The 21,991-nt window shown below is 57.7% G+C and carries 20 protein-coding genes; 9 read left to right on the forward strand and 11 right to left on the reverse strand.

The features are described from left to right. Positions 1–64 precede the first annotated feature (64 nt). From AB731_RS06840 to AB731_RS06850, 3 genes are all read left to right on the forward strand, one after another. The gene (locus tag AB731_RS06840) at positions 65–385 is read left to right on the forward strand and encodes an FtsB family cell division protein (RefSeq protein WP_047093753.1); all 321 of its coding nucleotides are present in this window, start codon (positions 65–67) and stop codon (positions 383–385) included. 211 nt (positions 386–596) lie between these two features. Beyond that, a complete protein-coding gene (gene pdhA / locus AB731_RS06845; protein ID WP_407921642.1) occupies positions 597–1,643 on the forward strand; it encodes a pyruvate dehydrogenase (acetyl-transferring) E1 component subunit alpha in 1,047 nt (348 codons plus the stop codon). A gap of 3 nt (positions 1,644–1,646) precedes the next feature. Further along, the gene (locus AB731_RS06850; RefSeq protein WP_047093751.1) at positions 1,647–3,032 is read left to right on the forward strand and encodes a pyruvate dehydrogenase complex E1 component subunit beta; all 1,386 of its coding nucleotides are present in this window, start codon (positions 1,647–1,649) and stop codon (positions 3,030–3,032) included. On the opposite strand, the gene AB731_RS06855 is transcribed toward AB731_RS06850, so the two are convergent. The 6 genes from AB731_RS06855 to AB731_RS13650 all read right to left on the reverse strand — a co-directional run bounded on the left by AB731_RS06855 (position 3,029) and on the right by AB731_RS13650 (position 9,089). Beyond that, complete coding sequence (locus tag AB731_RS06855) at positions 3,029–3,736, reverse strand: TadE/TadG family type IV pilus assembly protein (RefSeq protein WP_047093750.1); 708 nt, start codon at positions 3,734–3,736, stop codon at positions 3,029–3,031. The genes AB731_RS06850 and AB731_RS06855 overlap by 4 nt on opposite strands. Further along, a complete protein-coding gene (locus AB731_RS06860; protein WP_047093749.1) occupies positions 3,733–4,326 on the reverse strand; it encodes a TadE/TadG family type IV pilus assembly protein in 594 nt (197 codons plus the stop codon). The genes AB731_RS06855 and AB731_RS06860 overlap by 4 nt, the downstream gene beginning before the upstream one ends. Then, a complete protein-coding gene (locus AB731_RS06865) occupies positions 4,323–6,254 on the reverse strand; it encodes a pilus assembly protein (RefSeq protein WP_082126409.1) in 1,932 nt (643 codons plus the stop codon). Before AB731_RS06865 ends, AB731_RS06860 begins: the two co-directional genes overlap by 4 nt. A gap of 350 nt (positions 6,255–6,604) precedes the next feature. Then, the gene (locus AB731_RS06870) at positions 6,605–7,039 is read right to left on the reverse strand and encodes a TadE/TadG family type IV pilus assembly protein (protein ID WP_197076219.1); all 435 of its coding nucleotides are present in this window, start codon (positions 7,037–7,039) and stop codon (positions 6,605–6,607) included. A 2-nt stretch (positions 7,040–7,041) separates the two neighbouring features. Next, complete coding sequence (locus tag AB731_RS06875) at positions 7,042–7,500, reverse strand: TadE/TadG family type IV pilus assembly protein (protein WP_047310201.1); 459 nt, start codon at positions 7,498–7,500, stop codon at positions 7,042–7,044. Beyond that, positions 7,497–9,089, reverse strand: a complete 1,593-nt coding sequence (locus AB731_RS13650; RefSeq protein WP_082126410.1) for a pilus assembly protein TadG-related protein — start codon at positions 9,087–9,089, stop codon at positions 7,497–7,499. Before AB731_RS13650 ends, AB731_RS06875 begins: the two co-directional genes overlap by 4 nt. 232 nt (positions 9,090–9,321) lie before the next feature. Here AB731_RS13650 and AB731_RS06885 point away from each other — a divergent pair, with 232 nt between their 5' ends. Both AB731_RS06885 and AB731_RS06890 read left to right on the forward strand, forming a co-directional pair. Next, positions 9,322–9,978 (forward strand): hypothetical protein, encoded by a 657-nt coding sequence (locus tag AB731_RS06885; protein WP_047093946.1) that lies wholly within the window; start codon positions 9,322–9,324, stop codon positions 9,976–9,978. 29 nt (positions 9,979–10,007) lie between these two features. After that, complete coding sequence (locus AB731_RS06890; protein WP_047093745.1) at positions 10,008–10,478, forward strand: EF-hand domain-containing protein; 471 nt, start codon at positions 10,008–10,010, stop codon at positions 10,476–10,478. A 2-nt stretch (positions 10,479–10,480) separates the two neighbouring features. Here AB731_RS06890 and trmFO read toward each other — a convergent pair whose 3' ends face one another. Then, positions 10,481–11,848: a methylenetetrahydrofolate--tRNA-(uracil(54)-C(5))-methyltransferase (FADH(2)-oxidizing) TrmFO gene (trmFO, locus tag AB731_RS06895; RefSeq protein WP_047093744.1), complete on the reverse strand. Its 1,368-nt coding sequence runs from the start codon at positions 11,846–11,848 to the stop codon at positions 10,481–10,483. An 81-nt stretch (positions 11,849–11,929) separates the two neighbouring features. Between trmFO and AB731_RS06900 the strand changes: the two genes are divergently transcribed. Then, the gene (locus AB731_RS06900) at positions 11,930–12,616 is read left to right on the forward strand and encodes a lysoplasmalogenase family protein (RefSeq protein WP_047093743.1); all 687 of its coding nucleotides are present in this window, start codon (positions 11,930–11,932) and stop codon (positions 12,614–12,616) included. Between the two features lie 14 nt (positions 12,617–12,630). Here the strand turns inward: AB731_RS06900 and AB731_RS14120 are convergent, their stop codons facing one another. Both AB731_RS14120 and gyrA read right to left on the reverse strand, forming a co-directional pair. Further along, the gene (locus AB731_RS14120; protein ID WP_164474694.1) at positions 12,631–12,804 is read right to left on the reverse strand and encodes a hypothetical protein; all 174 of its coding nucleotides are present in this window, start codon (positions 12,802–12,804) and stop codon (positions 12,631–12,633) included. A 76-nt stretch (positions 12,805–12,880) separates the two neighbouring features. Beyond that, positions 12,881–15,724: a DNA gyrase subunit A gene (gene gyrA, locus AB731_RS06905; protein ID WP_047093742.1), complete on the reverse strand. Its 2,844-nt coding sequence runs from the start codon at positions 15,722–15,724 to the stop codon at positions 12,881–12,883. A gap of 299 nt (positions 15,725–16,023) precedes the next feature. On the opposite strand from gyrA, the gene AB731_RS06910 reads away from it, so the two are divergent. Both AB731_RS06910 and AB731_RS06915 read left to right on the forward strand, forming a co-directional pair. Then, positions 16,024–17,295, forward strand: coding sequence for a tetratricopeptide repeat protein (locus AB731_RS06910; RefSeq protein WP_047093741.1), 1,272 nt, complete (start codon positions 16,024–16,026; stop codon positions 17,293–17,295). Between the two features lie 138 nt (positions 17,296–17,433). Further along, a complete protein-coding gene (locus AB731_RS06915) occupies positions 17,434–18,324 on the forward strand; it encodes a DUF2167 domain-containing protein (protein WP_047093740.1) in 891 nt (296 codons plus the stop codon). Here AB731_RS06915 and ychF read toward each other — a convergent pair. Next, positions 18,314–19,414 (reverse strand): redox-regulated ATPase YchF, encoded by a 1,101-nt coding sequence (gene ychF, locus AB731_RS06920; protein ID WP_047093739.1) that lies wholly within the window; start codon positions 19,412–19,414, stop codon positions 18,314–18,316. The genes AB731_RS06915 and ychF overlap by 11 nt on opposite strands. Positions 19,415–19,564: 150 nt before the next feature. Between ychF and AB731_RS06925 the strand changes: the two genes are divergently transcribed. Continuing rightward, positions 19,565–21,082: a tetratricopeptide repeat protein gene (locus tag AB731_RS06925; RefSeq protein WP_047093738.1), complete on the forward strand. Its 1,518-nt coding sequence runs from the start codon at positions 19,565–19,567 to the stop codon at positions 21,080–21,082. Between the two features lie 87 nt (positions 21,083–21,169). Here AB731_RS06925 and AB731_RS06930 read toward each other — a convergent pair whose 3' ends face one another. Beyond that, positions 21,170–21,913, reverse strand: a complete 744-nt coding sequence (locus AB731_RS06930; protein WP_047093945.1) for a cistern family PEP-CTERM protein — start codon at positions 21,911–21,913, stop codon at positions 21,170–21,172. Positions 21,914–21,991 lie beyond the last annotated feature (78 nt).

A 21,991-nucleotide genomic window follows, 5' to 3' on the forward strand; every position in this document is an offset into this window, starting at 1 on the left:
GAATGTCCGCAGGTTCCGGCGCAAGGCGCTTGAATCCAAAGCCAAGCTATGATTCAAGGGCACCATGAACGGGACACGCAATCGGCGGGAATTGGTGCGGGAAAGAGTCGGCAACGCAATGGCGCTGCTGTTGCTGATTTTGATCGGTATGCTCGCCTTCATGGGCCCCAACGGCCTGATATCCTGGAGCGACAATGCAGCCAAGCTTGACGGGCATAAAGAACGCATTGCCGCGCTGGAAGAAGAACGCGCCGTACTGGCGAACCGGGTTGAATTGCTCGACCCTGAAAACGCTGATCCTGATCTGGCTTCCGAATTGGCACGGCGCGATCTGAACGTTGTCCATCAGGACGAATACGTGGTGGAACTTGACCAACAGCCGTGATTGACACTGGCTTTGGTGAAGCCGCCATACGAATCTAACCACCTTGGCAAAATTCGTATGCACGGCGTTGCCAGCGAAACAATTCCCTGCCTATAGGAATTGAACTTTTAGAACACTGAATGCCTATAAAGGCATATCGAGGGGAAACGCATTGGCCAAAGCCTCCACATCCAGTTCCGCGAAGAAGCGTGCACCGGCGGACAAGAAAGCCGTGATCGCAACAGCCGCTGATCATCCTGAATTTGCGCTGCGAAACCTTCAGGAGCTTCTGGATGCGGACAAGCGTTTCGCTGCCTCGGACGAGCAATTGCTGCATTTTTATGAGCAGATGCTGCTTATTCGCCGCTTCGAAGAAAAGGCCGGCCAGCTTTACGGTCTCGGTCTGATTGGCGGCTTCTGCCATCTGTACATCGGTCAGGAAGCCGTCGCCATCGGCCTGCAGTCTGCGCTCGACAGCGATGTCGACAGTGTGATCACCGGTTACCGCGATCATGGCCACATGCTTGCCTATGGCATCGATCCCAATGTCATCATGGCAGAGCTCACGGGCCGTGCTGCCGGCATTTCCAAGGGGAAGGGCGGCTCGATGCATATGTTCAGCACCGAGCACAAATTCTACGGCGGCCACGGCATCGTGGGCGCGCAGGTATCGCTTGGCGGCGGTCTTGCCATGGCGCACCAATACCGCGGTGATGGAGGCCTTTGCCTTGCCTATTTCGGTGACGGTGCGGCGAACCAGGGGCAGGTTTACGAAACGATGAATATGGCTGCCTTGTGGAAGCTGCCGATGGTGTTCGTGGTCGAAAACAATCAGTACGCAATGGGTACAGCTGTAAACCGTTCCTCTGCCGAAACCGAATTCTATCGGCGCGGCACGGCTTTCCGCATTCCCGGCATGGAAGTGAACGGCATGGATGTGCTGGAAGTGCGACAGGCAGCGGAAATTGCATTCAAATATGTGCGCGAGGGTAATGGTCCGGTGCTGATGGAGTGTAACACCTATCGCTATCGCGGGCATTCCATGTCCGACCCCGCCAAGTACCGCACCCGGGAAGAGGTGCAGGATCAGCGCGAGAACCACGATCCGATCGAGCGGTTGAAGAAAGAACTGAACACAGCCGGACTGGATGATGCCAAATTGAAAGAGATCGACAAGGGTATCCGCGCGGTAGTGTCTGCCGCCGCCGATTTCTCTGAAAGCAGTCCAGAACCGCAGCCGGGCGAACTCTACACCGACGTTCTGGTGGGGGAGTATTAAGCCATGGCTATTGAACTGAAGATGCCTGCCCTCTCGCCCACCATGGAAGAAGGCACACTCGCCAAATGGCTGGTCAAGGAAGGCGACACTGTTGCTGCCGGAGACGTGCTGGCGGAAATCGAAACCGATAAGGCCACGATGGAATTTGAATCTATCGATGAAGGTACCGTCGGCAAGATCCTTATCGCCGAAGGTACCGAAGAAGTGAAAGTCGGCACCGTCATCGCCGTATTGATGGGCGAGGGTGAAGACGCATCCGATATCGCAGCGCCTGCCGCTTCGGATGAAGTGAAGGACGTTCCGGGTGAAGGCAAGGACGTTGGCCAGGATGCCAGCGAAGCTGAAGTCACCAAGCCACAGCCTGCTGCGCGCGCCGATGATCCGGCAATTCCCGCGGGCACCAACATGGTCAAGCTCACAGTGCGTGAAGCCTTGCGTGACGGTATGGCCGAAGAAATGCGCCGCGATGACCGCGTGTTCATTATGGGCGAGGAAGTCGCCGAGTATCAGGGCGCGTACAAGGTTACGCAGGGCCTGCTCGATGAATTCGGCCCGAAGCGGGTGATCGACACGCCGATTACCGAATACGGGTTCGCCGGTATCGGTACCGGTGCCGCGATGGGCGGACTTCGGCCGATCGTGGAATTCATGACATTCAATTTCGCCATGCAGGCGATTGACCACATCATCAATTCCGCCGCCAAGACCAACTACATGTCTGGCGGACAGATGCGTTGCCCCATCGTGTTCCGCGGTCCGAATGGCGCGGCAAGCCGCGTGGGCGCGCAGCACAGCCAGAATTACGGTCCTTGGTACGCCAGCGTTCCCGGGCTGATCGTTATTGCGCCGTATGATGCGCAGGATGCAAAGGGCCTGATGAAGGCCGCCATCCGTAGCGAAGATCCCGTGGTCTTCCTGGAAAACGAATTGATCTACGGCCAAAGCTTCGAAGTCGCCCAGCTGGACGACCATGTCCTGCCGATTGGCAAGGCACGGATCATGCGGGAAGGCTCTGATGTAACGATCGTGACCTACTCGATCGCTGTCGGGATTTCCTTGCAGGCCGCCGATGAACTGGCGGAGCAAGGCATCGAAGCCGAAGTGATCGATTTGCGCACCCTGCGTCCGCTCGACAAGGAAGCTGTGCTTACGTCACTGGCAAAGACGAACCGCGTCGTGGTGGCAGAAGAAGGCTGGCCAACATGCTCTATCGCGTCGGAAATTGTGGCGATTTGCATGGAAGAAGGTTTCGACCATCTCGATGCGCCGGTGCTGCGCGTGTGCAATGAAGACGTGCCGCTGCCCTATGCCGCCAATCTCGAAAAGCTCGCGCTGATCGACAAGGCCCGCGTCGTGGCTGCTTGCAAGAAGGTGTGTTACGCAGACTAGGTTGCTGGTTGCTCCAGGGCGAGGCTGGATCCTTGATAGATGTTGCACCGGGCAACATCATCGGGCGCCGACGGATCGCGTTGGTAAATCTGCGTGAGGTCGCGGTCGTCGCGTACATTGAAACTGGCAATGGCCGTGATTTCATGGGTGCCAAAGCTCAGGGCATCCCCGACTATCGGCTGGTAGTCATACGCTACTTCGACAAACATCACGGCATCGTCCTCAAAGGCGAGGACCTCTTCGCCCGCGGGGCCCATGCCGGCGAAATTACCGGCAAGTCCGTCGCCTTCTTGGCCGTAGCTGCTGTCATATTGCTTCGTGCCCATGCACCGCTGCCATTCGATGTATTGCTGGTCTGTGGTTCCGGCAACAACTTGCTGGCTGCTTAGGATCACGCGGCCATGCGAAAAGATGTCCAGCGCCGCGCTGCTTTGCAAATGAGCGCCGTAAAACAGATCATTGATGTCAGCTTCGTAAATCTTCCGATTTTCCAGAAGTGATGTGTCGCCGATGCGTGACGCATTGTCCGCAATCTGGACGGCCAACTGCGATACCTGCATCTGGACCAGTGCACGGTTTGCCGTCTCCAGCCCCATGAGGCCCACGCCCAGCAGAAACGGCAGCGTGAGAGCGAATTCGGTCATGGCGACGCCGGAAGTTTCCCGGCACAGGCGGCGCATGTTGGAGGCGACTTTCGTGATCATGCGCAATTCCCGACAATCGGCTCGTTGTCCTGGATAGAGAAAGGCTGGTTCCGCAAGATTGTCCGCGCGGAAACAGTTACAGTGTCCTCAAAGCCGATCAGTTCGGCCAAAGGAAACTTGCGATCATAGGTCGCATTCACTTCATACATCACGGTATCGCGCGCTCCGTTCGTGTCTTCCCGAGCACGGGTGGGGTCCCACAGACCATTGCCGTTCAAATCTTCAAACGGTTCGTTGGCGTTGCACACACCGTCCGCATTCGTGTCGGTAAATGCTTCAGCACGTCCGATATCGGAATAGTCCGAGTAGGCAGTCCGCACAAAACCGACGTCGGCAGACGGGACCACCTTTCGAACGGCACCTGCTACCTTGGTATCCAGCGCGGCAGGATTGTTCGCGTAGCTTTCAACTGTGGAGAAGCGCGCTGCCTTTTGCACCGCACCTTCGATCATGGATTCAGCATAGATGTTGTACGAAAAATCAAACAATCCCATCAGCGTCATCAGCAGAACTGGCGCAATAAGTGCGAATTCCACAATAGTCGCACCGGTTTCATCGCGAGCGATCGAGGAGCAGAGGGAGCGTATCATCGTGATATTCTCAATTCGCTCATGGAGCTGGCGATTTCCTGGAAGACGTCGCCCAGTTCGTCTGCATTGGATGCCTGAAACGTCCGGCCCGGGCCGCCACATTCTTCCATGATCGGGTTTAAGACCGTGCCGAATGCCACCACCCAAACGGTGATGTTGCGATTCTTCACCTGTTCACAGGCAACACCAAACCGCTGTTCTACAGTTTGCGATAGCGATGTGCTGCCACCTGGCTGCCAGCGGCGCTGGTCCAGCCCGTCTATTCCGTAAACGCCATAGGCGAGATCGTAAGGCTCCGTCTGGCCATCGGTCAGCCAGATCATGTGCCTGCCCCGCGTGCGACCAATTGTGTCTGCATTGTCGGCGGCAAATAACCCTGTGGGTGATAGAAGCCTTCCACCCCAAATCATGCCGATGTCATGATAGGTTGCGCCGTAAGGGACCAGCGTATCCAGATAGGTATCGAGTTCTGCAGAAGACAATTGCGCCAGGCGCTGCGCCGCCGGAGGGCAATCGGAAAACCACCAGGTTCCGCTGGAGACATATTCATCCGAGGTTGTTTTCGCCTGGGTCGCGAAGGTGCCGGTTCCATCGGTTTTGATCTGCCGAACGTAGATTTCCTCAGGATAGCGCGGCCGCCACTGCGTTGACGGATTGCCCGCATCGGGAATTAAATCGATATCCAGATCTAGCGCACGGCTAAAATCCACGTTGTCAAAATCGTCAATCGGATACGTATCACGCTCTTCGATGCATCCGTCCTGTTCGCTACGCCAACTGCTCACGTCATGCGTGATCGGCTTGTAACGCCACATCGTTCGCTCGATCGAGGGGATCACCTGAACCTTCTCGTAACTCTGCACGTAGCCGGAGTCAGTGCTTGCCTCTATATTGCACGTATCGCCATTGCGAACGGTCCGATAACGCGTGCCATTGTGCGTTTTCTGGCCGTCGACAATTCTGAGAATTGCGGGAGGTTCAGCCTGTACCTCCGTTCTTTCAGACGCCTCGTCATCGACGTTCTGGGTTGACCACGAATTTGCTGGTTGGGTTCCTTCGCAGGTATACGTGCCTGGCTCGTCCGGGTTGGGTGATGGGTTGAATGTCGCCGCATAGGATGACGAAACTGCCCATTCATCGCGCGTACCCGACACATCCTGCCAATTGCGATAGTAGGTATAGCTTATCTCTTCAGACGGAACCCGGATGCCGGTGTCTTCGCGACCCTGATAGGTCCAGGCGTCCACGATCCAGTCATCTGACAGCAAGTGCCCCACATTCACATTCGTGGCATAGGGCACGAAACCATACCGGATTTCGGTATTGGGCGCCTTGTTTGCATCGATCGTTGTGTAAAAATCGCGGATCACCTGCTTCAATGATTCCAGCCGTGAAAGCGTATCGCCAGCATTGGTATGCCGCATGGATCCGGTCGTATCGACCACCATCATGATGTCGAGATTGTTGAAGCTCTGGATAGAACCGCAAGACACCTCGACCGGCATTTCAGTGTATCCAAATACAGCCATCAAAGTCGTCGGCACGTCCACAGTTGCCACGGCGGTCAGGCTGTAATCATTCTCCAACGCCATGGTGAAGGTGCGGTTTTCGGTGCCATAGGCGCCATCGCGGAAGTTGATATTGAAGAAACGCCGGCCTGTTTCGGCCACATCCGCCGGGACAATGCCGTCTACTGCAACGCTGCTGCCCAACCGCTTGCGAGCGGCCAGCGTACCGGCATCACACGCCTGTTGCAGGCGTGACTGCGCAAGGTAGCCGCGCCCCATATCAATTCCGCCCCCGATAAGTGCCATCAGGGGGAAGAGCGATGCTGCAATCATGGCGATTACGTTGCCTGATTTGTCCCGGCTTAATCGGGACAGAAAACGATCTTGCGGTGAAGTATTGGAAGGGGTTGGCGTTATCATAGCGCCGTCGATAGGGGCGGGGCATGATATAAGTGCAAACGGGTTTGGTTAAGAACTTCATTCTTTTCGGCAGGGCCTGGATCAGCGTGAAACGCGCAAATCCCCCAATGCCGCAGGAGACATTGGCCGTCCGCCCCAGATCATCCCGATGTCGTGATGGGTAGATCAACTGAGGGAACGACCAGGTATTATGGTTAAGTCTGCCCTGATCATGCAAGTCTTGGGAAACGCGAGAGAAGCGAGGGGTACCGGCCTTTATTGCGCCAGCACACTTCGACAGTGATTTTGAAAACAACACACAGCAAAACCCGCGGCAAGCGCGGGTTACGCAGCCGGACTATGTACCGGGATCATTCGTCGATCAGGAAGACCGGGCGTGCAAAATCGAGTGTGGGGCCTTCAATATCGATGAATTCCAGCACGCTGGTGATTTGGTATGTAACCGTAAGGCGCAGTTCCTTTGCACCCGCCACGCGCTGCGTGCCCGCATCGGCCACAGTCACGCCAAGGCGATCCGGATCGAGCAAGTAAGGCGCGCCTCTTGCATGGTTGCGCGTCCACGATCGGATCTGCGAATTCGAAATATCGTTGCCGGTCTGATATTGTACAACGGAGTAGCGCGCCACGTCGGCAGAAAGGCTGCGCAACGCGTTATAGCTCTGCAATCCCAGGCCGACCTGCAGCACGCCAAGCATCATGACGAGAAAAGCCGGGCCAATCAGCGCAAATTCAATCGCAGCAACGCCGGAGGCGTCTTGGCGGAGGCGGGCAAGAAGCTTTTGCATAATCATCCGATCTGTACCGTGCGGCTGATGTTGTAATCAAAACCCGATGTGATCCCGAACTTCGTCCAGATCGGGGAATATGTGTCGGTCAGATCCACCTTGATGAATTTGTATTCGGTGCCGCTACCGCAGCTGTCGGCATTCGTGACATAATTTGCCGATGTGCCGCAGCGATAAACTTCGCTGATCGTCACCTGCTCGTCAGTCAGGCCCGCCGAAGTGACGAGAATATCGTGCACGGTTGTTCGTTCTGCCTCGGTTTCGGGAATGACCGCCCGAACCACCGCGGCAGCTTCTGCCGCAGCGCTCTGCAATTCTGTCTGGCGCGCGATCATCGTGCTGACTTCAAAGCCGCCCAAGGCAAGCACCAGCAGGATCGGCGCAACAAAGGCGGTTTCGATTGCCATTGATCCATCTTCATTACGGCGGATCTGCGCGATTCGGGCGAGGCGGGACATCATGCGACCAACCGCACTTTCGCAGCCGTCGACACGACAGTTGTTTCTTCGGAAGAGCCCGCCGGACAGAAGGTTTCCATATTCGTCGTGCCGGTAATGGTGATATTGTTCGCCGCGATCATGAGGCACTGGCTTGTTACGCCCACCGTGCCCGCAAAGGACACCTCGCTGACAGGGAAATACAAGGTCCCGTTGAGGATTGTGCTCGCATTGCCGTTCAGCTTCGTTTGGCCACTGCCCGGAGAATCGCGGTCCTCGAATACCAGCATTCCGGCGAGACGGTTTGCCTCCTCTGCGCCTACGCCCACACCCATAAGGTCGGATGCCTGCATGGCCGTAAGGTTGATGTCGGCGCCGCCAGCGATATCGATGTAGGCACCATCATACAGTACGAACATGACGGCAGAGCCGGTGACTTCATACTGACCTGTAATCTTCAACCCGCCGCCAACAATGTTGTAAACGCCAGGTGCAAAGGCCGTGTCGCAGCCGATATGTATGCTGCTGTATGTTCCGGGACGGACACTGCCCGCCTGCGCGCCGCCTTCGGTCTGGATGTCTGAATAGGTGGTGTAGACCGTTTCAGTCTTGCGTTCCCACTTCGTATTCTGACCACTTCCGCCCAGCTTCGTCCACGACACAGTGCTGGATTCCACCATGCCTTCGACAGTCGTGCTAGGCACGGATTGATCATCGGCATTGACCGTCAGATCGGTGTTCTCTTTGCTGTTGTCCTGCGAGTTGCTCCAGCCGACCGCATTACGCTGGGTCGAACCCTGGAAATAGTCATACGATGTAACCGTACGCGTGCTGACATCGGCTGTCTTGAAAGTCGGCTCCGCAGAACAGCTGTAATTGCGGGCAACCTGTGTCTCGGTTGGATTTGGCGGGTTCAGCTCTTCAAACGGGTCATACATGCCTTCCACGTTTTCAAGGATGATATCGTCGGTGTTGTCCTTCAACCATTGATCAACGCCGCCGGCGGAAAGAATCCACCCCGCGCTGACGGTTGGGCTTCCGTTGACCTTGATAGCCAGTTCATCGGTCGACAGGGCGGCAAGGCCGCAGCTTGCTGTCAGGATGGAGTTACCACCCAGAGTAATTGCACCTTCATCGTCGTCATCCAGCGCGATCAGGCAACTGGTGAAGGTCGTACCTTCTTCGAAGCTCGCCTGCGCATAGGCGTAGATTACCGTATCTCCTCCAGTCAGAAAGCTGGAGAAGGGAAGGGCTTTTGATGCTGTAGCGGACACGGCAACCGAATTTAGCGACCCGCCTGCGTAATCGGCGAGTTGCACTGAAGGGTCCGCGTTGAAATCGTCGGTAGCGGAAAGGTTGGCGTTGAATTCCTGCGTTGCACGAAGCTGATACGTCATTTCCGTATCGCTTTCAGCGCGCGCCCAGGCTCCGGCTATCGCCGCCTGATCGACCGCGAACTGCAATTCGCGTTTCCACATGTACCACTGCGTGACATCAACACCGAGACCTGCGCCGCCGATGAGAACTGGCATCCCCAATGCGACAAGAAGCGTGGCGTTCCCGCTGGAACAACCGGTCATACGAGCAATGTTTCGACGGATCCTGGTGATCATAATGATGCCTGTCTGTTACAAGTCTTCTGATATAACCGAAGGGAAATAGCGGCCGCGTAGTAAGCATTCTCTAAAGCAGGAAGGTTAACAGGCCTTTCACCATCACACCCAAGGCGTTGCGCCATTTGTGTTGGCAGGGAAAAGTTACTCAGATCGTAATTCGGCTGGCATCAGGGCCGGAAATTACCTTGCCGCTTGACGGGAGGCAGGTGTGCAGGGCACCGGCGGCGGCATGGACGAATCGCTGCTCGATACTCTGCCGCTCTCACATCGGCTTGCGCTGAGCTACGCGCCCGCCTCTGCAAAACCCGACATACTGGCACTGCTGGCGCTGGACGCGCGACTGGCCGGAATTGTGCGCGGCGATGGTGAGGCAATTATTGCGCAGATGAAACTCGCGTGGTGGCGGGACAGGCTCGGCAGCGAACCTGAGAACTGGCCGCTTGGAGAGCCTTTGCTGGCCCGATTGCAGGATTGGTCCGGTGACGTCTCACGCCTGGTCGCATTGGTAGATGGTTGGGAAGTGCTCCTTTCCGAAGTGCTGGATCGCAGCGCAATCACAATATTTTGCCGCGGCCGGTCGATGGCATGGTCCGCGCTCGCGGATGGTCTTTTAGAAACCGGCACAAACGCTCCGATTGAACGGGCGGCCAAAGAAGCTTCGCTTCTCGATCTCAGCCAGAACCTTTCGCAAGGCGAGGAAGCCGATCTGGCCCGTGATCTTTGCGCCAAGGAAAACTGGGAGCATATAATGCTGCCGCGCAAACTTCGCCCACTGGCAGTGCTCCACGCACTGTCGCGGCGGGCGCTTAAGGATAACCGTCCGCATCTGCTGGACGGCGGCGGGGCAATGGCCCTCGCTATGAGGGTTGGCATCACCGGGCGGTAGCGTAGAGTGGTGAGCTAAGGAGACGCACGGTGAATCGGATTTTGTTGGGCGCTTTCGGTGCTTTGGTGCTCGCAGCACTAGGACTGTTCTGGATGCAGGGCAGGGCGCAGGTGGAGCAGGCCGCCCCGCCGCCAGACCCTGATACCATGGCCAGGGAAGCCGAAGACCCCAATGCTCTGCCGACCGCCGATGTCGGTGCGATGGAAGGCCCTGCACCTCCCGAGGCGAGCGAACTTACCCGCGAACAGCGACGGTTCTTCCGTTATGACCGTAACCGCGATTTGAAGATCACCCGCAACGAAATGCTCTCCACGCGCACCAATGCCTTCCGCGATCTGGATGCCGACGGCAACAATTTGCTGACGTTCGAGGAATGGGCTGTCACCACCGCATCCCGTTTCGACGAAATGGACGGTAATGGCGATGAAGAGCTGACTGCGGCAGAATTTGCAACCAGTGCGCCAGCCCGCCGCGCGCCAAGCCCGCGCTGCAACTGCTAGGATCAGGCAGGAACGGCCTGCAACCCATCCAGCCAGGTGCCGAAATCCGCCTTCGCACGGTTCGTATAGGCTTCTTTCCGTTCCTTCTTCTTCACTTCGTGCAAAGGAGGGAACAGCCCGAAATTGACATTCATCGGTTGAAAGCTGGCAGCCTCGGCATCGCCGGTAATGTGGCTAAGCAACGCGCCCATAGCTGACGTACGGGGTGGGGGGCTCCACGCCTCGCCCGCCAACTCCGCGGCCGCCATCATGCCCGCCATCAGCCCGACTGCACTGCTTTCGACATAACCCTCGCAGCCGGTGACTTGCCCGGCAAAACGGATATGCGGCGCCTGTTTCAGTCGCAATTGCCGGTCCAGCAGTTCAGGCGAGTTCAGGAATGTGTTGCGGTGCATTCCGCCAAGCCGGGCAAATTCCGCATTTTCCAATCCTGGAATGGTCCGGAACAGCTCAACTTGCGCGCCATATTTCATCTTCGTCTGGAAACCGACCATGTTCCACAGCGTGCCAAGTTTGTTGTCCTGCCGCAGCTGCACGACAGCATAGGGCCAGCGGCCATCCGGAAATTCCTCACAAGCGGTGCGCGGATCATCCAGGCCGACACCTTTCATCGGGCCATAGCGCAGGGTTTCCCACCCGCGCTCTGCCATCACCTCGATCGGCATGCAGCCATCGAAATACGGCGTATTGGCTTCCCATTCTTTGAATTCACCCTTCTCGGCATCCATCAGACCCTGATGGAAGGCGAGGTATTCCTCCTTCGTCATCGGGCAATTGATGTAATCGCCGCCTTCGTTGGAGGCAGAAGTGGTCTTGTTCCAGCGGGACTGGATCCACGCCTTGTCCATGTCGATACTGTCGCGGTAAACGATCGGCGCAATCGCGTCGAAAAAGGCGAGCCTGTCTTCGCCGGTCACTTTGATAATGCTGTCCGCCAGCGCTGCGGCGGTAAGCGGGCCCGTGGCGACAATGGTCATGCCCTCTGCGGGCAGCACCTCCACCACTTCGCGCACGATTTCGATATTCGGATGCCCTTCCAGCGCCTTTTGCACCTCTGCACTAAACAGATCGCGGTCCACGGCCATGGCGCTGCCTGCCGGAACCCGCGCCATTTCGCCTGCACGCATGATAATAGAATCAAGCCGCCGCATTTCGTGATGCAGAAGACCCACGGCATTCTTCTCATCATCGTCAGATCGGAAGGAATTGGAACACACCAGCTCCGCCAAACCGTCGGTCTGATGGGCATCGTTTGATCCGCCGCCGCCGCGCATTTCGGACAATTTGACGCGGACCCCGCGCTGGGCCAGCTGCCAGGCGGCTTCGCTTCCGGCAAGGCCGCCGCCGATGATGTGAACCTGATGTGTCATGCCAGTATTTCCATAATGATGCGGCAGATAAGTGTGATTGGGCGCTGGCGCAAATGCTGTGTGACGATTAGGTCTATCGGCATGTCACGCCTCGCTCTTGCTGATAAACGTCCCTACCTTGTGCTGAGCGTCATTGCCGCTCTCGCCTTCTACTATCTTAGGGCAAGCGATCTGCCTGAATTCTACCTCGTGCCGATCAAGGGCAGCGCGGTGGGTTTCCTCGCACTTTATTGCTGGTTGCGTCATTCATCGAAGTCAGCGCATCTGCTGGCAGCTGCACTGGTCGCGGCCGCAATAGGTGACATGGCCATCGAATTCGGCCTGATTGCTGGCGGGGCGGCGTTCTTCGTGGCGCATGTGATTACCATCACCATGCTCCTTCGCCATCGTCGCCCACCGCTGGAAAGCGGCGAAAGCCTTGTATTCATCGGGTTGTTGCTGGGCACACCCTTCGCTGCGTATTTCCTGCCGTACGATCAAAACCTGTCATTGCCAGTCGCGTTGTATGCTCTGGCATTGGGCGGAATGGCCGCAGGCGCATGGGCAAGCGATTTTCCGCGCATGCGTGTGGCCGCAGGCGCGATCCTGTTTGTCATTTCAGATTTGCTGATCTTCGCAGGGCTGGGGCCGTTATCAGGCAGCCCGATACCGGAATATCTGGTCTGGCCGATCTATTACCTTGGCCAGTTCCTGCTGGCGGTTGGGGTAATTACCACGCTGCGCAAACGCGATCCTGAATTGCGCGTTGTACCTGGCGGTGTGAACTAGGCCGCAATCTGCGGCTATTCTCCGCCAACCTGTGCTGCAATATCATCGATATTGCCTTCGACCAGCAGCGGCGTAGATCCCACGATCCCGACCTTGGTCTGGCCATTTTCGTCTGTCCGTAGCCACGCGATATTCTGAGCGACAACAAGGTAATTTCCGCCGCGCGACTTGAGCGATACAAACTTCATGAAAGGTCTCCAGTGGTGAGACCCGCTATGGCATCCAATACCTTAAGGAACTGGGTTCAGCTGCGCAGTTTAGCGCTTAATCCGCGTCCCGCTCCTCGGTCATATCGCTATCCGATTGCGGTGTAGTTTCTGGCGCAGTTTCATCACCGCCGGCGCGGCGATGCAGCATTTCCTCGACCACCAGTTCCTCCGCTTCGTTTTCCGGGCTTTCATCCTCGTCGATACGCGCGGCACCTACGATGTGTTCTCCCTTTGCAACGTCGAAAATCCGGATGCCGGACGATGTCCGGCCATAGACCGCCCATCCTTCATGGTTTTCGAAGCCACCTTCCGTCATGTGACGGAAATTGATCGGCAGGCGGATCAGCTTTGCGCGGTCTGTCACCAGCATCAACTGCATACCGTGGCGAACGGGGAAGCTGGCGACAACCGGGCCGTTGCGATCCGGATCACTGCCTGGCGTGCCGATATTGGTCAGGCCCTGACCACCGCGTCCAATCGTACGGTATTCATAGGCCGATGAGATCTTGCCATAGCCGTTGGCCGTGATCGTAAGGAGAAACTCCTCGCCATCATGCATGGCTTGTAACTGATCTGCGGGCAGAGTGGCTTCCGCATCATTGTTCTTCCATCCGGCCGCACGAAGATATGCCTCGCGCGTCTCCATATCGGCATCAAGCCGGTTGAGCACAGCCATGCTGACGACCTTCGCGCCGTCCTTGAGCGCCATCCCGCGCACACCGATACCGGTACGGCTTTTGGTTTCACGCGCATCCGTAGCAGCGAAGCGGATGGCCTTGCCGGAATCAGAGGCGAGGAAAATCTCCTGCTCTTCCGAAAGCAAGCGCACGCCGATAAGGCGGTCACCGCTGTCTTCGACAAAGCCCATCGCATATTTGCCTGCCGTGGGGACATTGGTGAACGCATCCATCGAATTGCGGCGCACCATGCCTTGTTCTGTCGCAAAAACGATATTGAGTGCAGCCCAGTCGGCTTCGTCCTCGGGCAGCGGCAATACATTTGTTACGCGTTCGCCGTCGCCAAGCGGCAGAAGATTGACCATCGGGCGACCCTTGGTCGTGGGGCTGCCCTCGGGCAATTTCCACACTTTCAGGCGGTAAACCCGGCCCGTGTTCGTGAAGAACAGCACAGGATTGTGCGTGCTGGTGACGAACATTTCGACAACGGCATCTTCGTCTTTCGTCGCCATGCTGGAACGGCCCTTGCCGCCGTGACGCTGGGCGCGAAACGCTTCAAGCGGCGTCCGCTTGATATATCCGCCATGGGTGACCGTAACGACCATTTCCTCACGCTCGATCAGGTCTTCATCATCCAGTCCGTCCCACGCAGGCGCGATTTCGGAAAGGCGCGGCGTGGCGAACTGGTCGCGCACGTCCTGCAATTCTTCGCGCATCACTTCGTAAAGCTTGATGCGGTCGCCCAGCAGAGAGAGGTAGTATTCGATCTTGTCAGCCAGTTCCTGCAACTCGCCGCCGATTTCATCGCGGCCAAGCGCGGTCAGGCGGTGAAGACGCAATTCCAGAATGGCGCGAACTTGCCGTTCGGAAAGCTGGTAAGTGCCGCCTTCCTCGGTATCACTCGGCTCGATCGCTTCGACCAGCGCGATATATTGCGCGATGTCGCCGATGGGCCATTTTTTCTCCAGCAGCTTTGCCCGCGCAATTTGCGGATTGGAGGAGCTGCGGATCATCACCACGACTTCGTCCAGATTGGACACGGCAACCACCAGCCCGAGCAAGATATGCGCACGATCACGCGCCTTGTTCAGTTCAAACTTGGTGCGACGGGTGATGACCTCTTCGCGGAAATTGATAAAGGCCTGGATGAAATCGCGCAGCGCCAGCGTTTCGGGCCGACCGCCGCGAATGGCGAGCATATTGGCGGGAAAGCTCGATTGGGCAGGGGTGTGCCGCCACAACTGGTTAAGCACCACTTCGGGCGTGGCATCGCGCTTCAGATCGATAACAACACGCACACCGGCGCGGCTCGATTCGTCGCGGATATCGGAAATGCCCTCGATCCGCTTCTCCTTGGCGGCATCGGCGATCTTCTCGACCAGACCGGCCTTGCCGACCTGATAGGGAATAGCCGTCAGCACGATGCTCTCGCGGTCACCGCGGCCGACTTCAATTTCATGGCGGCTGCGCATCATTACAGAACCACGGCCCGTGGTGTATGCAGAGCGCGCGCCGGCCTTGCCCAGTATCAGCGGCGCGGTCGGGAAATCCGGACCCGGAATAATCTCGTGCAGCTGTTCGGACGTGATGCCAGGATCGTCCATATAGGCGAAACAGGCATCGATCACTTCGCCCAGATTGTGCGGCGGAATATTGGTCGCCATACCCACAGCGATGCCGCCAGCGCCATTGACCAGAAGGTTGGGATAGCGGGCGGGAAGGACTGACGGCTCTTTCTCGGAACCATCATAATTGTCGACGAAATCGACCGTATCCTTGTCGAGGTCAGCCAGCAGCGAATCTGCGGCCTTCGCCAGACGGCTTTCGGTGTAACGCATGGCGGCAGGCGGATCGGGATCCATGCTGCCGAAGTTGCCCTGACCATCGATCAGCGGCAGGCGCAGCGACCAGGGCTGCACCATCCGGGCGAGCGCATCGTAAATGGCGCTGTCACCATGCGGGTGATAGCTACCCATGACTTCACCGACGATTTTCGCCGATTTGCGGTAAGGCTTGTTCGAGGTGTATCCGCCAACCTGTGCGGCATACAGAATGCGGCGGTGCACCGGCTTCAAACCATCGCGCACATCAGGCAGCGCACGGCTGACGATCACGCTCATCGCGTAATCAAGATAGCTGGTTTTCATCTCATCGACGATGTCGATGCGTCCAAAAACTTCAGGTGCCGCTGGCGGCGTGAGATTATCGGTCTCGTCGCTCACAAAATGGGGGTATCCGTAGCTGTTTTATTTACCCCCAAAACCTAGGGGAACGGAGGAGGGAGTGCCAGTTTTTACTCCGATCAGATGGGGAGAAAATCGGGCTTTTCCACACAAAGGGGCATTGCCAATGCCAAACACCGGCGGCGCGCGCGCCAGATTGTTTTACATTTACGTTAAAACGCCATTCAGCGACATTTTTGTAGGACAGATTTGCAATCTCGGGCGTTGAAACACTAAACCGCCTTCGAACGACGCGGCAGCAATGGCTGCCATAAGAAGTTTTTCAGGAGAGAATATCAATGTTTGCCGCCTTCCGTTCCGCTCGCCGGAAATCCTCGAATTTTGCTTTGGCCATCGCTCTGGCGGGTGGTGCCGCATTCAGCACAGCTGCGTTCGCACCTTCTGCCTACGCGCAGGACCAGGATTATTCCCCAGCTTTCGTGGCAGCTTATCAGCCCGTAGCTGCAATGACCCAGGGTGAAACGCCTGACCATGCCGGTGCCCGAGCCCAGATCGAAACCGTTCTGGCTGCAGCAACGACTGCTGATGACCGTATGGCTGCGGGTAACCTCGCACTGATGATCGGCCAGAACACCAATGATGACGTCCTTCGTCGCCGTGGGATCGAAATCATGATCGCCAGCGGCAAGGTGCCGGCAGATCAGCTTGGGCAGTTTCATTATTACGTCGCCAACTTTGCCTTTAACGCAGGCGATTACCCCGCTGTCCGGTCAGCCGTCACCGCAGCTTTGGCAAACGGATATGTCGACAATGACGACAATTCGTCCAACGATCCGGAATATCTCTATATGCAGAGCTATTCTTCCGAAGAGAATGCTCCGGCAGCAGTAGCCTATGTCGTAAACCTTGCGGCAGAGCGTATGGCGGCTGGCCAGAGCATACCAGAACGGTGGCTGCTTCGCGGATTGCAGGATTCTTACGATGGCAATCTGGGTTCGGAAGCGACGAGCGTTTCCGAAATGCTGCTGCGCGCTTACCCGACACAGCAGAACTGGATTAATTCCATGCAGGTCATCGCTGCTCTGAACGAGCTCGACGCGCCAGCCCGTATCGACCTTTCCCGCCTGGCACTGGCCAACAACGCGATGACCACTCGCCGCGAGTTCGTTTCGTATATTGAAGACCTTGATCCGCGCATCATGGGTTCGGAAGTGGTCCGTGTGCTTCAGGCTGGTCTGGCTGCCGGCCAGTTCGACGCAGGCGATGCCTATTACATCGAAGTCCGCGATATCGCGACGCCGCGTGCCGCAACAGACCGCCGCCAGATTGCAACCTACATCAGAGAGGGCGAGACCGGCGATGCCCTGGATGCTTTGGCAACCGGTGATGTGCTTTATTCACTGGAAGATTACGTTCAGGCAGAACGATTCTTCCAGCTCGCACTGGAGCGCGGAATGAACGCTAATACCGCGCATACGCGCATCGGTATCGCTCAGGCCATGCAGGGCAAGTACACAGAGGCAAAAGAGCATTTCGCTCAGGTTACGGGCCCACGAACCGCAATTGCAAAGCTGTGGTCGGTTTATGTCGATCAGATGATGGCGATGTAAACAACTGGACGCCGGGCACGGCAACAGACGAATTCCGGCGCGGAAGGCTCATCGCTTTCCGCGCCGTTTTCTTGCCTGCCGGACCGGTGTTTGTGCATATGCACCGAACGGTAAACTTTACCCGCTAGGCCGCGCATTATGCGACGCCTGATAATCGCCTTCCTTGCACTTGTGCTGATCATTGCACCAGCCAACGCGCAGCCTTCCGGCGGCGATGCCAGCTCTCTTTCGCCAGAGACAGGCCGGATTGCGCTGACGGAAGCGGACGCGGTGATCGACCTTGGCTCGGATTATCGATTCTACGGCCCTTCGGATGCGCACAATATACTCGTGAACATGTGGGGTAATCCGCCGTCCGAAGCTGAAGGCGTGCTCGGCATCATCATGCCCGCGAATGCCACGCCAGATCAGCGATCATGGGGCGCAATCATCACTTGGGAACCGATAGGCTGGGTCGCGAGCGATGATGCGCGCGGCGCAGACTATGACGGTCTGCTCGCGCAAATGCAGGCCGATACGCGGGAACTTAACGCGCAGCGCCGCGCTAATGGCTTTGCGCAAGTGCAAGTGATGGGCTGGGCGCAGGAGCCGCAGCATGACAGCGTCGCCAACACAGTTTCATGGGCGCGCGAACTGCGTTTTTTCGACGGCGGACAGCATACATTGCACTACGATCTGCGGCTGTTGGGGCGGTACGGCGTATTGAGCATGAATGCCGTTGGAGAAATGGATCAATTGGCTGAAATCCGCGCAGGGGCCATCGCCCTATCACGCCGTGCCAGTTTCAACCCCGGCGCGCGCTACACCGACTTCGATGAGAACCGCGATATGGTCGCAGGTTATGGCGTCGCCGGACTGGTGGCAACGGGTGCCGGCGTAGCAGTCGCCAAGAACGTTGGCGTTCTGGCGCTACTGTTAAAGCTGGCGCAGCCAATCGGCATTGCATTGCTGGTGCTTGCGGCAGCACTGGTAACGCCTTTCCGCAAGCTGTTCAGGCGAAAAACGGGGCAGGCGCCCGCTACACGTTGAACTTGAACATCAGCACGTCGCCGTCCTGGACGACATATTCCTTGCCTTCCTGACGCAGCTTTCCGGCATCCTTCGCAGCGTTCTCGCCGCCCAGGCTGACATAATCCTCGTAAGCAATCGTCTCTGCCCGAATGAAGCCCTTCTCGAAATCGGTGTGGATTTCGCCTGCCGCCTGCGGAGCGAGAGCGCCATCGGGGAAAGTCCAGGCTCGCGATTCTTTCGGACCGGCGGTGAAGAATGTCTTCAGGCCAAGCAGCTGATATCCAGCACGAATAACACGTGCGAGGCCGCTTTCCTCCAGACCCAGCTCAGTCAGGAATTCGGCGCGATCTTCTGGGGGCATTTGCACAAGTTCTGATTCGATGGCGGCAGATACGACAACCGCCTGCGCGCCTTCGGATGCGGCCTTGGCGAACACGAGTTCTGACAAGGCATTCCCTTTCGCTGCTTCGTCTTCTGCAACGTTGCAGACATACAGCACCGGCTTGGCGGTTAGCAGCTGCGCCTGTTCCAACAGGCGAGCCTCTTCATCATCCTTTGGTTCGGTAAGGCGGGCAGGCTTGCCATCGCGCAGCAAGGCCAGCGCCTGACCGAGCACACTAGCAAGCGCCTTGGCTTCCTTGTCGCCAGCGGTCGCACGCTTGGCGGCGTTATCAACACGCTTTTCGAGGCTTTCCAGATCGGACAGCATCAGTTCGGTTTCCACCACCTCCGCATCGGCGATCGGGTCTACCTTGTTGGAAACGTGCTGGATATCGTCATCTTCAAAGCAACGCAGCACGTGCACAATAGCATCAACCTCGCGGATATTACCGAGGAACTGGTTGCCCAATCCTTCACCCGCACTCGCGCCCTTCACAAGGCCGGCGATGTCGACAAAGCCAAGCTGTGTGGGGATGATCTTCGCGCTCTTGGCGATCGCGGCAATCTTGTCGAGCCGTTCATCCGGCACTGCGACCTGCCCGACGTTGGGCTCAATCGTGCAGAACGGATAGTTCGCAGCCTGCGCGGCCTGCGTTTCCGTAAGAGCGTTGAAGAGGGTGGACTTGCCGACATTGGGCAGGCCGACGATCCCGCAGCGGAATCCCATGGATCAGTTACCTTTGGTCAATTGAACGAGCGCAAATTTGCGTTGCGCGCCCCTTAGCTGCCAGCGGACGGTTTTGCCAGTGCCCGAAAGCACCTGAGACGAAACTGCGCGTAAACGGCTTCGCAACCGGCTTGGGCTATAGCTGTACAGATGAAAAACCTCGCCCGTGCCCTATTGGCGTCAGCACTCACCCTTGCCTTGACCGCTTGCGGACTTTCGCCGGAAGAGCGGATGGACCGCGCCGAAACGGCATTTGCGGAAAACCGCTTTTCGGTTGCCAGGCTCGATCTTGCCAGCGTGTTGCAGGAAAATGCCAACGATACCGGCGCGCTTGCCCTGATGGCGCGCACGCAATTGCAGCTTGGCGACGGGGAGGGCGCTGCATCCACTCTTGCGCGGTTGGAAAACCTCGGTGCCTTGCCAGAAGATCACGCCGCGCTGATGGCAGAAGCGAACTTGCTGCGCGAAAATTTTGAAGCCGCCCTGGCCCTTGGCGAGCGCCTGCAAAGCGCCGAAGGTCGCCGCATCGAAGCACTGGCCCATATCGGGCTGGCTGATCCTCGTGCAGCACAGGCGGCATTCGAAGCCGGGCTGTCCTTGCCGGGAGACAAGGCGCGGCTGCAATCGGATTATGCCTTGTTTATGCTGCAAGCCGGTGATGCCGATGCTGCGCAGCGACTTGCAACAGCTGCACTGCGTGCTTCGCCGACCGGGCTTGATCCACTGCTGGCGAGCGCGCGTATTGCCCAGGCAAGAGGGGCACTCCCAGGCGCGCTCGGGTTTTTCCAGCAGGCAGCGCGCACGTGGCCGGAAAGCCGCGGCGCGTTGCTCGGTCAGGTCGGGATCCTTGGCGATCTGGGCCGGCTGGAGGAGGCACGGCCCCTTGTTTCGGACATGGCAAGGCGCACACCCGGCGATCCCGAAGTCCTGTATTTGCAGGCGCGACTCTTTGCCGAAGATGGCGACTGGACCGCGGTTCGGCAAACCTTGCAGCCTATCGAAGGACGCGACGATGCGCGTCAGCAACTGTTGTATTCGCGCGCGCTTGTCGAACTTGACCTCACGGAGCAAGCACTGCCCCGTCTCGGCGCACTGCTGCGGCGCTCACCTGCCAATGCAGAAGTCCGGCGAATGCTGGCACGCGCACAGCTCGCAACCAGCGATGGCGCGGCAGCCTTTGAAACTATCCGTCCGCTGGCGATCAGCGCCCGGGGTACGTCGCAGGACGTGGCCCTGTACCGAACGGCGGCCAGACAGGCGGGCCGCGCCGATCAGGCCAGCACAGCTATGGCACAGGCATCGCCGGCTGAACGGCTCGCCACGCTCCTTGCAGAAGGGGACAGTGCCTTGCGGGAGGAAAACTGGCGCGCTGCAATCGACGCCTATGAACAGTTGCGAAGCTGGACGGGCAATTCCAACGCCATGGTCCTGAACAATCTTGCCTTCGCGCACAGCCGGGCAGGAAACACCGCTGATGCAGTGCAAATTGCAGAAACAGCCCTTGGATTGGCACCCGAAAATGCCTCTGTCATGGACACGCTGGGGTGGCTTCTGGTCGAATCCGGAAGGGACCGGTCACGCGGTTTGCTGCTGCTGGAACGTGCGGCCAATGCTGCGCCGGACAATGCGGTTATCGCCCGACATCTGGCAGAAGCGAAAGGCGGCTGACAGCAATCGCGTTGTTGACGAACAGAAAAGGCGCCGTCCCGTGGAGGACGGCGCCCTTTCGCGTAGATTGAAAGTCGCTTGTTTGCCTTAGGCGAAAGCCGGTTGCCCCACGTGGGCATCGCCAAACTGGCGGCGCCGGCGCATGAAGCAAAGCGAGGCAAGCGCGAGACCAAGCAAGCCAAGAATGCCGGGCTCTGGAACAGGGGTTCCGCTGGTCGATCCGCCAGTTGTGGTAGAAGTCGTCGACTCTCCCGTCGCTGAAGTGACACCGCCTGCACCTGTGATGCCCTGATAGCGCACAAAGAAGTCGCTCAGTGTGATCTGCGGCGCATCGGCACCAAACAGCAACGAAAGAGAGCCGGTTCCGGTATTCCCTTGCGATACTCCGCCACTGTTGGAGCACGAACCGCTGTTGCTGGCTTTGAAGCAAACATCGACTGCGCCGATCTGGTTTGGATAGCTGGGGTCACTGCCATTCCCGTCAGCTACGAAAGCGAACTGGTAAGCTCCGTTCACTGCCGCACCGGTGATGTCCGGATCAACATTGAAAGCAAAGCTGGAGATGTTCGACGTAACGCCGCTGCCAGTCGTGTTGGCAACCACATAAGAGAAATCATATCGATCGCTGGTGACGCTATCGAGAGTGAAGGTCAGCGTACTGGCGAGACCATCAACCGTGTTCGTATTGCTGCCGGAAAAGCCGTTAAGGTCGATCTGGAATGTCGTGCCAACGTCGCCCGCGTCCAGCGTGATCGGATCGGCAAGCGCCGGAACGGCAATCGCCATACTCATCATCAGTGCAAAGCCGGTCGCAAATTTCTTCATAATCATGATCATTCCAAACAAAACGAGTTATCGTCTTGGTAAGCAATAACCGCGCCAGTCCATGATTTGCGCCATTTCTGTGGT

The sequence above is a fragment of the Aurantiacibacter marinus genome, from assembly GCF_001021555.1.
Taxonomy (GTDB): Bacteria; Pseudomonadota; Alphaproteobacteria; order Sphingomonadales; family Sphingomonadaceae; genus Alteraurantiacibacter; species Alteraurantiacibacter marinus.